Raw genomic sequence first — 15504 nt, forward strand, 5'->3', positions numbered from 1 at the left:
TCCGGACATGCCGTCCTCCGATCTCCCGGGGCCGGCCGATCCGGCCCTCAGGGTATCGGGTTCCCACATTCATCCGTACATGTACGGATGAATGTGGGAGGTGTTCGGATAAAGTCGATAATCAAGGCCAGCGTATTTGCGCCTATATCCAGTCTGATTTTTGGGTATAGACGTCAATGTGTGTGCTAAAGTAATGAGTCCTGTGGACTATGAAGGGAGAATCTGTGCCAAAAAAGAGTGAGAGCACGGGTACTGGGCTGGAATCCTACGTTGCAAAGCTCATGGGCAACGGCTCAAACAGGACTTCGGTAACCGAGGACGAGATTCAGGTCGCCCTGAAGGATATCGATGTGTCTGACGAGCAGCTCAACGCGGTGTATTCCGCGCTGCGCAACAGCGGCATCCAGATTATCTCCGCGAGCGGAAACGACGACGCCCCCATGGACGTCGACGATGACGATAACGATAGCGATACCGATGATTTCGATGACGACGAGCACGATTCCGGCTCGCTCGACGATCACGAGCTTAAGATGGCCCGTCAGGCCGACGCCGAGATGGGTTCTTCCAAGAGCAAGAAGAAGCGCACCGTGCGAACGTCCCGTTCGCGTTCGCGCGTGCGCGGCATCGATGCCTCCACGGTGATGCTGACCGGCGACCCGGTTCGTATGTACCTTAAGGAGATCGGTAAGGTCGACCTGCTGACCGCTTCCGAAGAGGTCGATCTGGCCATGAAGATCGAGGCCGGCCTTGACGCCACCGAGAAGCTCGAGGCTGCCGAGGCGGGCGAGATCGAGCTCACCCGCGTCGAGATGCGTCGCCTGACCCGTATCGAGAACGTGGGTCTCGAGGCCAAGCAGGCGCTCATCAGCGCCAACCTGCGCCTGGTCGTCTCCATCGCCAAGCGCTATGTCGGTCGCGGCATGCTGTTCCTGGACCTGATCCAGGAGGGCAACCTCGGTCTGATTCGCGCCGTCGAGAAGTTCGACTACCAGAAGGGCTTTAAGTTCTCCACGTACGCCACATGGTGGATCCGTCAGGCCATCACGCGTGCTATCGCCGACCAGGCCCGTACCATCCGTATTCCCGTGCACATGGTCGAGACCATCAACAAGCTCGTCCGCGTGCAGCGCCAGCTTCTTCAGGACCTGGGTCGCGACCCGACCCCCGAGGAGATCGGTGCCGAGATGGACATGAGTGCCGACCGCGTCCGCGAGATCCAGAAGATCTCGCAGGAGCCCGTGTCGCTCGAGACCCCCATCGGCGAGGAAGAGGATTCCCAGCTGGGCGACTTCATCGAGGACTCCCAGGCTATCGTTCCGCCCGATGCCGCCAGCTTCTCCATGCTGCAGGAGCAGCTCACCCAGGTGCTCGACTCGCTTGCCGATCGTGAGCGCAAGGTTATCGAGCTACGTTTTGGCCTTGTCGACGGACATCCCCGTACGCTCGAGGAAGTCGGCCGCGAGTTTGGCGTCACGCGCGAGCGCATCCGCCAGATCGAGTCCAAGACTCTGGCCAAGCTCCGCCATCCCAGCCGTTCCAGCAAGCTTAAGGACTACATCGAGTCTTAACCTCGCAAGCAAGAAGCGCCCTCAAGCACATCCGCTTGGGGGCGCTTTCATGTAGTCATTGGGGACGTCCCCAATGACTAGGTCGGAAAAATTCTCAAAAAAGTTCTTGCCCTAAGCTGATTCGTCCGTATAATAAACTTCGTTGCTTGAGAGCACGCACCTATTCCTCGGTAGCTCAATGGTAGAGCACGCGGCTGTTAACCGCGCTGTTGTAGGTTCGAGTCCTACCCGGGGAGCCAGATTTTTCAGCCCATTCCGTTGGGCTTTTAAATTCCTCGGTAGCTCAATGGTAGAGCACGCGGCTGTTAACCGCGCTGTTGTAGGTTCGAGTCCTACCCGGGGAGCCAGGTTGTAAAACCCGTCGCTTATGCGGCGGGTTTTTTCATGCCGCGATCTCCTAGCGCGAACGTTGCCATATCAACATTTCGTGTCGAGGATGTAATCCCGCGGCCCACCACCTCAACACGGCGCGGTCGTTGTAGAATATTGCAATGATTGCTCCCACGAGATGGTGCCGCGAGCACCAGATAAGGAGATTCTTGTGTCTGAGACCATTAACGGCAGCCTGAGCGTCTCGAACGACGTTATTGCCGATATTGCCGGTTATGCCGCGATGACGTGCTACGGCGTCGTCGGTATGGCCGAACAGCTCCAGGGCGCCGAGAGCGTGCGCCTGCTTGCCGGTCAGCGCCTCCGCAAGGGCGTGCTTGTCTCCGCCGACGAGAACGGCCTTACGGTCGATCTTCACGTCGTGCTCGAGAGCGGCGTCAACATGAAGTCCGTCTGCCACAATCTTTCGAGCTCCGTTGCCTTCACCCTGCAGGAGATCGCCCAGATCGATCCCGCCAGCCTTAAGATCGGCATCCACATCGACGCGCTCAAGAGCCGTCTGAACTAGCATCCGAAAACGGAGATTCAAATACCCATGATTGCAAAGACCATTCGCACCTGTTTTCCGATCGCTGCGGCTGCCGTTTCCGACAAGGCCGAGGAGATCAACAAGCTCAACGTCTTCCCCGTACCCGACGGCGACACCGGCACCAACATGTCGCTCACGCTCGCCTCGGTGACCAAGGAGCTTTCCGCCCTTCCCGCCGATGCCGATATGGAGGCCATCGCCGGCGCCATCACCCACGGCTCCCTGATGGGCGCCCGCGGCAACTCCGGCGTCATCACCTCGCAGATCCTGCGCGGTGTTGCCGAGGGTCTCGTTTCTGCCGATGAGCCCATCACGTCCGCCAACATCGCCTTCGCTTTCCGCCGCGCCGTCAAGGTCGCCTTCCAGGCCGTCCGCAAGCCCATCGAGGGCACGATTCTCACGGTCCTGCGCGATGTCTCGACCAAGGCCGACGAGTGCGAAAAGAAGAAGTTCTCGGCCGAGGACGCGCTCGACGCCATCGTCGTCGAGGCCTACCAGTCCGTCGCCCGCACGCCCGACCTGCTGCCCGTTCTGAAGGAGAACGGCGTGGTCGACTCCGGCGCCTTTGGCTTTGCCATCTTCCTGGAGAACTTTGTCGCCGCCGCGCTTGGCCGCAGCACCGTTGTCGAGGATTTCTCCGCCACGTTTGATTCCGCTGGCTCTGCCCGCGACGCGGCCCTCGGTCGCGTTGAGATTGAGGCCAACGACGATTGGGAGGGCTCGGAGTTCCGCTACTGCAACGAGTTCCTCTTTAAGGCCGACGCCCCGTTTGACGAGGACGAGTGCCTTAAGTTCCTGGGCTCCATGGGCGACTGCGAGCTGCTCGTGGGTGCCTACCCCGACTACAAGATCCACGTGCACTCCAACACCCCCAACCTGGTGCTCGAGCACATGCTGCAGCTTGGTCAGATCTACGAGGTCTTTATCCACAACATGGAGATGGAGGCCCACGACCGTACCGCCAAGATTCACGAGGACCAGGAAAAGGCCGCCGAGCCCGCCAAGGCGCTGGGCTTTGTCGCTGTTGCCGCCGGCTCCGGTGAGGCCGATATCCTCAAGTCCCTCGGCGTCGACGTGATCGTCTCGGGTGGCCAGACCATGAACCCCTCGACCGCCGACCTGCTGGGCGCGGTGGACCAGGTCAACGCGACCTCGGTCATTATCCTGCCCAATAACGGCAACATCCGCATGGCTGCCGAGGCCGCCGCTTCTGCTTGCACCGACAAGAAGGTCGCCGTCGTTCCCACCAAGACCGTCCCGCAGGCGTTCTCCGCACTGTTCGCGGTCCTGCCCGATTCCGAGCTCGAGGACGCCGTTGCCGCTATGGTCGACGCCATCAGCGAAGTTCGCGATGGCGAGGTTACCCGTGCCGTGCGCGATTCCAGTGCCTCTGACGGCTCTCCGATTCACTCCGGTGACGTCATGGGTATCATTGCCGGTTCCATCGACGTGGTCGGCTCCGATGTTAAGCAGGTCACGCTCGACTGCATCAACCGCATGCAGGAGGAAGAGGAGGGCGATGCGCTGACGATTCTGGCCGGCGAGGAGCTGTCCGATGAGGCCTTCCAGGAGATCGTCGACGCCATCGAGGAGGCTCAGCCCGACTTGGAGATCGACGCTCATCGTGGCGAGCAGCCGCTCTATCCCGTGATCTTCTCGATCGAGTAGGCATCTGCCCATGTCCGAGCTGTGCTCCGTGCCGCGCGTCTCGGAGCGCTTTGCCCAGAGCAATGCGCTCGACGAGGATATCGCGCGACTCAAATATGTTTCGGGTAAACGTGAGGAGGCCCTTCGCCGTCTGGGAATTCGGACGGTGGGGGACCTCCTTCTCCATATCCCTCACCGATATCTCGACTTTACGCGCTCCTGGTCCATTGAGATGGCGCCCATCGGTACCGTGTGCACGATTGTCGCCACGGTCGATCGTATCGTTCAAAAGCAGCCCCGTCCGCGTATGCAGGTGACCGAGGTCTCGCTGGTGGACGAGACGGGGGTGCTGCAAGTCGCCTTTTTCCGTCAGCCCTGGATTGCCCAGCAATTTAAGCAGGGCGACCGCCTGGCCGTGATGGGTAAGGTCGAGTTTGCCTACGGCTTTAAGCAGATGGCCTCTCCGCATTTCGAAAAGCTCGAGGAAGGACGTGCCGCGGGTACTATCCTGCCGGTCCATTACGTGAGCGATGGCGTGAGCCAGGCATGGATGCGCCGCATCGTTAGCGGTGCGCTCGAGGTTGTCGGCAATCCCTTCGACCCGATTCCCGCCCGCTTACGCGCCAAGCGCCGCCTGATGAGCAATGCCCGCGCGCTGCGCTCAATTCACTTTCCCTCGAGCATGGCCGAGCGCGATATCGCGCGCCGCCGCCTTGCCTATGAGGAGTGCCTCTGCCTTCAGCTGGCGCTGCGCCTGCGCAACGACGGCGGCTTGGTCGAAGTCGCTCCCTACGCCCATACCGCGGGCGAGCACCTGGCGGCGCTCAGGGAAGCCCTACCGTTTTCGCTGAGCGACGAGCAGGAGGGCGCGTTCCAAGACATCCTGAACGATATGCGTGATGGCGGGCGCGTGATGAACCGCCTGCTTCTGGGCGACGTCGGTACCGGCAAGACGGCCGTCGCCGCCTGCGCGCTGGCTGTCGCGGCCGATTCGGGCACCCAGTCCTGCGTTATGGCGCCAACGGGCGTGCTGGCGCGCCAATATGCCGATAAGACCGGTCCCTTGCTCTCGCAGGCTGGTATGTCCTGGGCGCTCCTGACGGGTGCCACGCCGGCGGCCGAGCGCGAGCAGATCCATGCGCAGTTGGAATCGGGCGAGCTTGACGTCCTCTTTGGCACTCACGCGGTCCTTTCGGATGACGTGGCGTTTAAGCATCTTTCGCTTGTCGTCATCGACGAGCAGCACCGCTTTGGTGTGGGTCAGCGCAATGCCCTGCGTGCCAAGGGCCCGGGTGCCGATCTGCTTGTTATGACGGCGACACCGATTCCGCGCACGTTGGCGCTCTCGGTCTACGGCGACCTGGACACGAGCATCATCCGCCATCGGCCTGTTCCGGGGGCGGGCGTTACGACGCGCGTGCTCACCGAGTCGAGCCGCGACCTTGCCTACGGCGCCATTCGCGAGGCGCGCGAAAAGGGCCAGCAGGCCTACGTGATTTGCCCGCTCGTGGAGCCGAGTGACTCGGCCGATGAGCTGGAAGACGTGCCCGGTATCGCCCGCGACGACGAGGGCCGCGTGACCGTCCCCGTGCCGCTGCACGATACGGCAACCGAGCTCGAACGACTGCGTCTGGCCCTGCCGGGACTTACCATCGAGCGCCTTCACGGCCGCATGCCGGCGGGGGAGAAGGACCGGGTCATCGATGCCTTTAAGCGTGGCGAGATTGATGTGCTCGTCTCGACCACGGTGGTCGAGGTGGGCGTCGACGTGCCCAACGCCACCGTCATGGTCATCGAGAACGGCGAGCGCTTTGGATTGGCGGCCCTGCACCAACTGCGCGGTCGCGTGGGCCGTGGCAGCGTGTCGGGCACCTGCCTGGTCATGACGCACTCCAAGGGCAATGGCGGCGCATCGGCGGCGCAAGACCGTCTCCAGTCGCTCGAAAAGACCTCGGACGGCTTTACGCTCGCCCAGATGGACCTGCGCCTGCGCCACGAGGGCGAAATCCTGGGCTACCGTCAGCACGGCGGCGTGACCTTGCGCTTTGTGGACCTGGATGCCGACGAGGATCTTATCGAATGGGCCCATTTGGACGCGGTCGAGCTCTTGCGGTATGCTTGCAACCTTGACTCCGTGGCGACGCGCCCCTTGCGCGACGCGGTCGCCACACGCTATCGAAATATCTTTAAGGAGGTCAGCGGAGGATGAGAATCATCGGCGGTGAATGGCGCGGCCGCAAGATCGAAGAGCCGCGTGGGCGCGATGTCACCCGTCCCACGACCGATCGCGTGCGCGAGGCATGTGCTTCCATGGTCATGTCGGCGTTCGACTTCGATTTGGACGAGGTCCGCGTGCTGGATGCCTTTGGCGGCTCCGGCGCCCTGGGAATCGAGATGCTCTCGCGTGGCGCCCGCTCGCTCACCACGTTCGAGATCGATCGCAATGCCGCTCGTCTGATCACCAAGAATATCGAGTCGCTGTGCCGCGACCGCTCGCGCTGGCGCGTCGTTACCGGCGATGTGCTGGCGAGCGCTTCGCGCGGCCGCGTGCCAGGTGGTCCTTTTGATCTGGTCCTGCTCGATCCACCGTATGCCTTTGGCGCCGAGCCGGTCGAGGAGCTGCTGCAAAATTTTTCCCAGCAGGGACTGCTGACGCCCGGGGCCTTTGCCCTGTTTGAGCATGCCGCAACCGATGCGGGCGCTCATCCAGCTGGTTTTGAGACTGTACGAGAGAAGCGCTACGGCATTACCTCGGTTGACTTGCTGCACTGGGTGACCGAGGACGAGAGCGACCATGCTGACGAGAACGAAAATGACGAGGATGCGCCTTCGGAGGACACCCATGAATGACACCATCAACCGCGTGATCGTCCCGGGCACCTTCGATCCCATCACCTTTGGCCATATTGACGTGATCCGCCGAGCCCGCCGCATCTTTCCCAGCGTGATCGTCGCCGTGGCCGAATCGCAGGGTAAAAACGGCGTGGGCACCACCTTTATGCTCGACGAGCGCGTGGCGCTGGCCCGCGAGGCCCTCGGCGATTTGGACGGCGTCGAGGTGCTGCCCTTCACCGGCCTGCTGGTCGACTTTGCACGTGAGCAGGGGGCAGGTGCCGTCGTTAAGGGTCTGCGCGCCATGACCGACTTTGAATACGAGCTGCAGCAGGCCGACCTCAACTATCGCCTGGATTGCGAGCTGGAGTCCATCTTTGTCATGAGTGCTCCGCAGTACGGGTACATCTCGAGCTCGGTGGTGCGCCAGATCGCTTCGCTTGGCAGCGATGTATCGACGTTTGTGCCGCCCAACGTGGTCGCAGCGCTCAAACATCGCTTTTCGTGACGTTTTTTATTGCCTGGTGGCATGTGGTAAACTAACACGATGATATGTTACCTATGAAAGGAGACCGGATGCCGGGCGAGAATTTTCCTGGCGACAGGATCGTGAGTCTTGTCGACGAGCTCGAGGGGCTCATCGAAGAGGCTAAGACGCCGTTCGGCAAGAACGCCCAGATGAAGGTTATCGACGCCGACGTCTTCTTTAACATCCTCGATGAGATCCGCATGAGCTATCCCGAGGAGTGGCAGAAGTCCCGCCGTATCCTCAAAGAGCGCGAGGAGCTTATGGCCTCCGCCGCCGCTCAGGCCGATTCCATCATTGCCGATGCTCAGCAGCAGGCGCTCACCATTGCCGGTGAGCAGGAAATTGTCCGCTTGGCACAGCAGCAGGCCGACGACATCCGCGACCGTGCCCAGCAGTACGAGCGCGAGACGCGCTATGCCGCCGAGGATTACGCCGAGCAGGTCTTTACGCACCTCGAGGAGAACCTTAAGAGCCTGACCGGCACCGTCACCCGTTGCCGTCAGCAGCTCAACGAGGGCGCCGCTCAGCAGAACGGTCAGTGGTAATGGCCGAGTTCCCGAGCGTAACCGTCGATCTTTCCGAGCAGCTCGAGTTTCCCGGAGACTCATACCCGCTGACCGGCAAGGTCGATGTCGCCACCTACACGGTGGGCGAGAAGGAGTACCAGCTGCAGGACGGCATTGCCTACGACGTGGTCTTTACCAACGCCGGTACCGGTGTTCTGCTTTCGGGCATGGTCCGCGCTCACGCCACCGGCGAGTGCGATCGCTGCCTGGAGCCCGCCTCGTTTGATATCGCAGGCGAGATCGAGGAGTTCTACCTCTTTGAGGAGCCCGAGGACCCCGAGGCCTACGAAGACGGCTACGAGTTGCTGGGCGAGGATCGCATCGTCGATCTGGGTGAGCCCATCAACGACGCGGTCGTCATGGACACGCCGTTCGTTGTCCTGTGCAAGCCCGATTGCCGCGGCCTTTGCCCCACCTGCGGCAACAATCTCAACGTCGAGCAATGTGAGTGCGCCGCCAAGGCGGAGGCCGAATGGGCCGCTGCCACGGAAAATACATTTGCAGCATTGAAGAATCTCAAGCTTGACGAGTAAAACTGTGGTAGTATCGCTACTTGCGCGTAATCGCCACACTGGATAGTTCATAAGGAAGGTCACTATGCCCGTACCTAAACAAAAGCAGGGTCGTATCCGCACCCATACCCGTCGTTCCGCCAACATGAAGATCTCGGCTGCGGCTCAGTCCACGTGCCCCCGTTGCGGCGCTGTTAAGCTCCCGCACCACGTGTGCCCCAGCTGCGGTTTCTACAAGGACCGCGAGGTTATCGTTACCGAGTAACTGTATACTCTGGATACGATGCCGTTCCAACTGGAACCACAATGGCCGGCTCAATGAGTCGGCCATTTTTGTATAAGGAGCATATGAAATGAGTAACGTTCGCGTTTGTGTAGACGTTGTGGGCGGAGACGAGAGGCCCCAGGTTGTCCTCGACGGTATCGAGGCTGCGCTTGCGGCAGATCCCGAGATTGAGGTCTTGGCCGTCGGTCCCGCTGAAATCGTCAACCCCTTTGCAGCGGCGCATGCCCGCGTGGAGGCCTTGGAGGCCCCCGACGTCATCAGCATGGAGGACGATCCCATCCGCGCCGTGATGACTAAGCGCAAGTCCTCGATCGTGCTTGCATGCCGTGCCATTAAGAAGGGCAATGCGGACGCGTTTTTCTCGGCCGGCTCGACCGGTGCCATGACCGCTGCCGCCACGGCCTACGTCACGCCGTTTAGGTATTTGGCGGAGGGCAAGAAGCAGCCGGTCCGTCCGTGCCTGACTAACGCACTGCCTAATCGCGCCGGCGGCCTGACGGTGCTGTGCGATATGGGCGCCAATCCCGATGTCACGGTGGACGACATGGTGCGTTTCGCCCAGATGGGTGCTGCCTATGCCCGCGTGGTTTTGGACATTGAGCATCCGCGTGTGGGCCTGCTTGCCAACGGCACCGAGGACGAGAAGGGCTCCAACTTTACCAAGGCGTGCTTCCCGGCCATGAAGGCCGCGGTTCCCGGCTTTGTGGGCAACTGCGAGGGCACCGATCTTACGTCGGGCAATTTTGACGTCGTGGTCGCCGACGGTATGTCGGGCAATATTGCGCTCAAGGCCACCGAGGGCGCTGCCAAGTTTTTGCTGCAGGAGCTCAAGGGTGCCTTTATGTCTTCGCTCGGCACCAAGATCGCCGCGCTGCTCATCAAAAAGCAGATGCGCCAGATTAAGGCCAAGCTTTCGGGCGACGCCAAGGGCGGCGCGATTCTGCTGGGCCTGCGCGGCGTCGTGTTGATCGGCCACGGTGCCACGTCGGTCGAGGCCGTCAAGAACGGTACGCTTGCCGCGGCCCAGGCCGTGCGCGCCGGGCTTGTCCAGGACGTTGCCAATTCTATGGACGGTATCGTTTTATAAAGGCCGCGTTACGTGGCTCAACCTGTACCGCGTGGGGTAGAATCGGAGCCGTATTGCAACGCGGCTCCGATTGCCGTGTTGTGTTGTGTTCCATGACATACGAGAGGAAGCGCTATGGATCGCTCCGAAATCTTCGATAAGATCGCCGAAGTCGCCGCTGACGTGCTGGGTGTCGATGTCGCCGACATTAGCGACGAGACCACTTTTGACGATCTCGATGCCGATTCGCTCGAGCGTCTGCAGCTGGTGACGGCCATCGAGGACGAGTTCGACCTCGAGATCGATGACGAGACCCTGCTGTCGCTCAACTCTGTCGCCGACGCTGTCGACGCTATTGAAAACGCCAAGGAGGCCTAAGTCTTGGCTTTGTCTGAACGACTCACGCGCGCCCAGGAGATTCTGGGCCATGAGTTCAATAATAAGGTGCTGCTGCGCGCGGCGCTCACGCATCCCTCGGCCGTCGAGGGTCAGCCGGTCTCTGCCAGCTATGAGCGCCTTGAGTTTTTGGGCGATTCCATTTTGGGCGCCGTGGTGGCCCGTTCGCTCTTTGAGTCCTATCCCGAGTTTGACGAGGGTAAGCTCACGCGCCTGAAGGTGTCCCTTGTCTCGGGCGCTACGCTGTCCGAGGTGTCGCACGAACTGGGTATCGACGACATCATCATCTTTGGTGCCTCCGAGACCGGTACCGGCGCCCGCGGCCTGCATTCGGCGCTCGAGAACGTCTACGAGTCGCTCGTGGGTGCGTTGTATCTGGATGCCGGTTGGGATGCGGCGGCGGAGTTCATCCACCGTACGCTCAAGCCGCACCTGGCCTCCGAGCGTGCCGAGCACCCCGCGAACCCCAAGTCGTTCTTGCAGGAGTGCGTGCAGGCAGACGGCCACGAGCCTCCCGCGTATAAGCTGGTCGGCTCCGAGGGCCCCGCGCATGCGCCCACCTTTACCGCTGTGGTGCTCATCGACGGTATTCGTCAAGGCCGCGGCACTGGTTCCTCCAAGAAGGAGGCCGAGGGAGCCGCTGCGCTCGAGGCGCTCGACCGCATGGGCTACACCACCAACGGCGTGATTCTCAACAAGAAGCCTGTTTAAGCGAGGAACCGTGTATCTCAAGTCCCTCACGCTCAAAGGGTTCAAGTCGTTTGCCGACCGCGCCCATATGTCATTTGAGCCTGGCCTGACCGTCATCGTCGGTCCCAACGGCTCGGGAAAATCGAACATCTCCGACTCGATTCTGTGGGTCCTGGGCGAGCAGAGCGCCAAGCAGCTGCGCGGCCAGGCCATGGAGGATGTCATCTTCTCGGGCTCGTCGGCGCGCAAGCCGGTGGGTGTGGCCGAGGTTACGCTGGTGCTCGACAACTCGGACCATATGCTTCCCGTCGACTTTGAAGAGGTGGCTATCACCCGCCGCATGTATCGCTCGGGCGAGAGTGAGTACCTCATCAACTCGAGCCCGTGCCGCCTGATGGACATTCAGGACATCCTGCACGATTCGGGCCTGGGCAAGGATACGCATTCCATCATCAGCCAGGGCAAGCTCGATGCCATTTTGCAGAGCCGCCCCGAGGAGCGCCGCGCTCTTATTGAGGAGGCTGCCGGCATCTCCAAGCACAAGCGCCGTAAGGAGCGTGCGCTCAAAAAGATCAAGTCGATGGACGAGCACCTGACCCGTGCCCGCGACATCAATAAGGAGATCGCCCGCCAGCTGCGGCCGCTGGAGCGTCAGGTCGATCGCGCGCGCAAGTACAAAGAGCTGTCCTCGCGCGCGAACGAGCTTACGCAGATGCTGGCCGTCGACGAGCTTCGTTCGCTGCAGTCGCAGTGGAACGACTTGGAGAGCCGCTCTAAGGAGGGCGCCGCCGAGCTGGAGCTCGCGCAGTACCGCCTGGGTGAGAAAGAGCGCGAGCTCGAGAAGCTCCAGGTTATGCTCGAGGAAAAGGGCCTGTTTGTGGGCGATCTGGGCGAGCAGCGCCGCCATATGCAAGACGTGGTCGGCCGCATCAATTCCGATATGCGCCTGCTCGAGGAAAAGGGCCACAACATGGTGTCGCGCCTGTCCGACATGCGCGGCCAGATCTCGAGCTCCGAGCATCAGCGTCGTCGCGTTGTCGAGGAGCTCGAGGATGCACGTGCCCAGCTTGAGGAGGTGACCGGTGCGCACATGCAGGCCCAGTCCGACGTTGACGCCGCCGGTCCTGCTGCCGCCCAGCTCCACGAGCGTCGCGTTGCGCTTGACAATCAGATTTCGCAGCTCACGCGCGAGCAGCGCGATGTGCAGCGTGTGGCCGACAACGCCGCGCTCGAGCTTGCCAAGGTGAAGGACTCGCTGAGCAACGCCGAGGTCGAGGACAACATGTACGCCTCGCGCCTGGAGCAGATCGACGAGCAGCTCGAGGAGGTCACGGCCTCGCTCGAGAGCCGTCGCGACCGCGCTGAGGAGCTCGAAGGCGCGCTCGATCAGGCCCGTCAAGCCCAGGTCGATGCGCGTGAGGCCACCGAGGTCGCTCGTGCGGCGTTGAAGGACTTGCGTAATCGCGAGAGCGAGGCGCGCAACAAACTGTCCGAGGTTCGCTCTGAGCTCGCGAGCCAAAAGAAGCTCGATGCCCGCATGGCAGACAGCTCGCCGCTGGTGAGCCGTCTGATGGGTGCGCTGGGCGATGATGTCTCGGGTCGTCTGGGCGACGTGCTCGAGGCTCCTCGTGAGCTCGAGGGCCTGGTCGAGCAGCTGCTTTCTGGCGATATCGATGCTCTTTTGTTTGATGATGCCGCTACGCTTGAGCGCGCCGGTCGTGCGGCTCTGGACCAAAAGAAGGCCTCGGGCGAGGCGCTGCTGATGGCGCGCGGCGTGAGCGGCGGTGCTGCTGCTAAGGGTGCTGCCGGTTCGCGTCTGGTCGATCGTCTGTCCGTGCGCTCCGGTTATGGCCCGGTTGTCGAGGCCCTGCTCGGCGGCTATTACGTGGTCGATGACTTGGCCGCCGCGCTGGCGGCACCAGTCGTTGACGGTGTGACCTACGTGACTCCCGATGGCGCCCGCGTGAGCTGTGGCGGCCTGGTGCGCGTGGGGCTCGATGCCGGCGAGGCTTCGGGTGCCTTGGAGCGCAAGCGTCGCATTCGCGAGTTAGAGGGCCTGGAGCCCGATCTGGCTGCCGTGTTTGAGCATGTGTCAGACCAGGTCGTCGAGGCCAATGCGGCCGTCGAGGAGGCGCGTGCCGCCGAGGGCGATGCCGCCGGCGAGATCGCCCGTCTTGAGGGCGAGCGCCGCTCGCTGCTTTCCGAGATCGGCCGCTTGGAGCAAAGCGCCAACAATGCCGAGGTCGAGCGCGTGCGCATCTCGAAGCGCCGCGAGCAGGCCGCCGAGGCCGTCCGCGCTGCGCGTCCGCGCGTTGACGAGCTCACCCGTTCGCGCGACGAGGCCCGTGCGCAGGCAAGCGACCTTGGTCTTCAGATTGCCGAAGCCAACGATGAGCTCGATCGCGTGCGCCGTGACGATTCTGAGGCAGCCGGTAAGCTCGCCGATGCCAAGGTCCGCCTGGCTCAGACGAGCGAGCGCCTGCGTTCGCTGAAGGGCCGCGTGCCCGATCTTGAGCATCGTCTGGAGGGCATCGACCGCCGTATCCGCGGAACACGCCAGGCCTCGCGCTCGCTCGAGTTGCTGCGCCTGCGCGTCGACCCCATGCACGAGCGCTATTCGGCCCTGCTGGAGCGCGCGTCGGATTGGGCCGCGCGCCTGCGTGACCAGGCTTCGCTCGAGGAGGCGGACTCGGCCTCGCTCAAGAAGACCATCGAGGACGCCAAGGCCGAGGTCTCCCGCGCCAAGGAGCGGGTCGATGCCGCCACGGCGACGCAAAACGAGTTCAAGGTCGCACGCGGCAAACTCGAGGTGCAGGTAGAGGCGGCCATCAAGGCCATTACCGCCGATGGCACCACGGTGCTCGAGGAAGCTCTCATGCTTCCTGCGCCCACCGACCGCGACGCCGCCGAGCGCGAGCTCAACCAGCTCGTGCGTCAGATCAACAACCTGGGCCCTGTGAACCAGGTTGCGATGGAGGAGTACGAGCAGCTCAAGCGCCGCGCCGATTATATCGAGGAGCAGCTGGCCGATCTGGAGAGCGCGCGCAAGGCGCTCACCAAGATTACCGTGGCCATTGACCGTAAGATGCGTAAAGCCTTCCTGGTGACCTTTGAGAAGGTCGATGCGAACTTCCGCGAGATCTTCGCCATGCTGTTCCCGGGTGGCCAGGCGCATCTGGAGATGACCGACCCCGAGCATCCTGCCGAGACGGGCATCGAGGTCGTGGCGCAGCCGCGCGGCAAGCGCATCACCAAGATGATGCTCATGTCGGGCGGCGAGAAGAGCCTGACGGCGCTCGCCTTGCTCTTTGCCGTGTATCGCACGCGTACGGTGCCGTTCTATGTGCTGGACGAGGTCGAGGCGGCGCTCGATGACGCCAACCTGTCCAAGCTCATCGGCGCGCTCGATGTTTTGCGTTCCGATACGCAGCTCTTGGTTATCTCGCATCAGCGCCGTACTATGGAGGACGCTGACGTCCTCTACGGCGTCTCGATGCAAGCCGACGGCGTCAGCCGCGTCGTCTCGCAAAAACTTGATCGCGAAACCGGAAAGGTCGTGAATGCATAATGGGATTCTTCGATGCTCTCTCGCGCGGACTTGAGCGCAGCCGCGAGGCCCTCAACGAGGTCTTTTACTTTGGCGGCGAGGTCGATGAGGATTTTTGGGAGGATCTAGAGGACACCCTCGTCATGGGTGACATGGGCGCCGAGGTCGCCATTCAGGTCTCCGATGACCTGCGCGATACCGCGGCCAAGAAGAACCTCAAGACCGCTCCGCAACTCCGTCGCGCCCTGGCCGAGCAGCTCGAGCAGCATTTTGTGCCCGCCGAGCGCGATCCGTTCTCCGACACGCCGAGCTGCGTGCTGTTTGTGGGTATTAACGGTGCCGGCAAGACCACGACGGTCGGCAAGATCGCGAGCGCTATGGCTGCCCGCGGCAAGAACGTCGTGATCGGTTCGGCCGATACCTTCCGCGCCGCCGCCATCGAGCAGCTCGATGTGTGGGGCCAGCGCGCCGGCGTTCCCGTCATCAAGCGCGACCGCGGCTCCGATCCGGCGAGCGTGTGCTATGACGTGCTCGATGAGGCCGACAAGCGCGGCAGCGACCTGGTGCTTATCGACACTGCCGGCCGTCTGCACACGAGCCCCGAGCTCATGCGCGAGCTTGCCAAGGTGGTCAACGTGACGCGTAAGCGCGCCGCCAATATGGCCGCCGGCCCCATGCCCGTCTCGGTCGTCCTAGTAATCGATGCCGCAACAGGCCAAAACGGTCTGAACCAGGCGCTCGAGTTTAACGAGGCGCTGGGCCTGGACGGTATTATCATGACTAAGCTCGACGGCACGGCTAAGGGTGGCATCGCCATGGCTGTGGCCGAGAAGCTCAAGCTCCCGATCCTGCGCGTGGGCGTGGGCGAGCAGGTTGATGACCTGCAGGAGTTCAATGCCAAAGATTTCTGCCGCGCCCTGGTGGGCGAGTCCAACTAAGGAGT

14 protein-coding genes and 2 tRNA genes are annotated in these 15504 nt (G+C 62.3%); all 16 read left to right on the forward strand.

What is annotated here, in order from left to right; all coding sequences use genetic code 11:
- Positions 1-224 precede the first annotated feature (224 nt).
- The 16 genes from rpoD to ftsY all read left to right on the forward strand — a co-directional run bounded on the left by rpoD (position 225) and on the right by ftsY (position 15499).
- Positions 225-1571, forward strand: coding sequence for an RNA polymerase sigma factor RpoD (gene rpoD / locus AAAX73_RS08970; protein WP_055251140.1), 1347 nt, complete (start codon positions 225-227; stop codon positions 1569-1571).
- 164 nt (positions 1572-1735) lie between these two features.
- Positions 1736-1810: transfer RNA gene (locus AAAX73_RS08975), tRNA-Asn, on the forward strand.
- Between the two features lie 33 nt (positions 1811-1843).
- Positions 1844-1918 (forward strand) — tRNA-Asn (locus tag AAAX73_RS08980).
- Between the two features lie 161 nt (positions 1919-2079).
- Positions 2080-2469: an Asp23/Gls24 family envelope stress response protein gene (locus tag AAAX73_RS08985; protein ID WP_172674604.1), complete on the forward strand. Its 390-nt coding sequence runs from the start codon at positions 2080-2082 to the stop codon at positions 2467-2469.
- A gap of 27 nt (positions 2470-2496) precedes the next feature.
- Complete coding sequence (locus tag AAAX73_RS08990) at positions 2497-4158, forward strand: DAK2 domain-containing protein (protein ID WP_006234030.1); 1662 nt, start codon at positions 2497-2499, stop codon at positions 4156-4158.
- A 10-nt stretch (positions 4159-4168) separates the two neighbouring features.
- Positions 4169-6346: an ATP-dependent DNA helicase RecG gene (gene recG, locus AAAX73_RS08995; RefSeq protein ID WP_349125690.1), complete on the forward strand. Its 2178-nt coding sequence runs from the start codon at positions 4169-4171 to the stop codon at positions 6344-6346.
- Positions 6343-6987, forward strand: a complete 645-nt coding sequence (gene rsmD, locus AAAX73_RS09000; protein WP_229057877.1) for a 16S rRNA (guanine(966)-N(2))-methyltransferase RsmD — start codon at positions 6343-6345, stop codon at positions 6985-6987. The genes recG and rsmD overlap by 4 nt, the downstream gene beginning before the upstream one ends.
- Positions 6980-7477, forward strand: coding sequence for a pantetheine-phosphate adenylyltransferase (coaD, locus tag AAAX73_RS09005; protein WP_118080536.1), 498 nt, complete (start codon positions 6980-6982; stop codon positions 7475-7477). Before rsmD ends, coaD begins: the two co-directional genes overlap by 8 nt.
- Positions 7478-7545: 68 nt before the next feature.
- Positions 7546-8043: a hypothetical protein gene (locus AAAX73_RS09010; protein ID WP_022094019.1), complete on the forward strand. Its 498-nt coding sequence runs from the start codon at positions 7546-7548 to the stop codon at positions 8041-8043.
- Positions 8043-8597 carry a DUF177 domain-containing protein gene (locus AAAX73_RS09015; protein WP_349125691.1) on the forward strand — a complete coding sequence of 185 codons (555 nt, stop codon included), beginning with the start codon at positions 8043-8045 and terminating at the stop codon, positions 8595-8597. Before AAAX73_RS09010 ends, AAAX73_RS09015 begins: the two co-directional genes overlap by 1 nt.
- 64 nt (positions 8598-8661) lie before the next feature.
- Positions 8662-8841 carry a 50S ribosomal protein L32 gene (rpmF, locus tag AAAX73_RS09020; RefSeq protein ID WP_022094017.1) on the forward strand — a complete coding sequence of 60 codons (180 nt, stop codon included), beginning with the start codon at positions 8662-8664 and terminating at the stop codon, positions 8839-8841.
- Between the two features lie 88 nt (positions 8842-8929).
- Positions 8930-9949, forward strand: coding sequence for a phosphate acyltransferase PlsX (gene plsX, locus AAAX73_RS09025; RefSeq protein WP_195404672.1), 1020 nt, complete (start codon positions 8930-8932; stop codon positions 9947-9949).
- A gap of 114 nt (positions 9950-10063) precedes the next feature.
- Positions 10064-10306 carry an acyl carrier protein gene (locus tag AAAX73_RS09030; RefSeq protein ID WP_035138134.1) on the forward strand — a complete coding sequence of 81 codons (243 nt, stop codon included), beginning with the start codon at positions 10064-10066 and terminating at the stop codon, positions 10304-10306.
- 3 nt (positions 10307-10309) lie between these two features.
- The gene (rnc, locus tag AAAX73_RS09035) at positions 10310-11035 is read left to right on the forward strand and encodes a ribonuclease III (protein WP_117629289.1); all 726 of its coding nucleotides are present in this window, start codon (positions 10310-10312) and stop codon (positions 11033-11035) included.
- Positions 11036-11045: 10 nt separating this feature from the next.
- The gene (smc, locus tag AAAX73_RS09040; RefSeq protein ID WP_118080545.1) at positions 11046-14582 is read left to right on the forward strand and encodes a chromosome segregation protein SMC; all 3537 of its coding nucleotides are present in this window, start codon (positions 11046-11048) and stop codon (positions 14580-14582) included.
- Positions 14582-15499, forward strand: coding sequence for a signal recognition particle-docking protein FtsY (ftsY, locus tag AAAX73_RS09045; protein ID WP_349125692.1), 918 nt, complete (start codon positions 14582-14584; stop codon positions 15497-15499). Before smc ends, ftsY begins: the two co-directional genes overlap by 1 nt.
- The last annotated feature ends 5 nt before the right edge of the window (positions 15500-15504 follow it).

This window comes from Collinsella sp. CLA-ER-H9 (genome assembly GCF_040092295.1).
Taxonomy (GTDB): Bacteria; Actinomycetota; Coriobacteriia; order Coriobacteriales; family Coriobacteriaceae; genus Collinsella.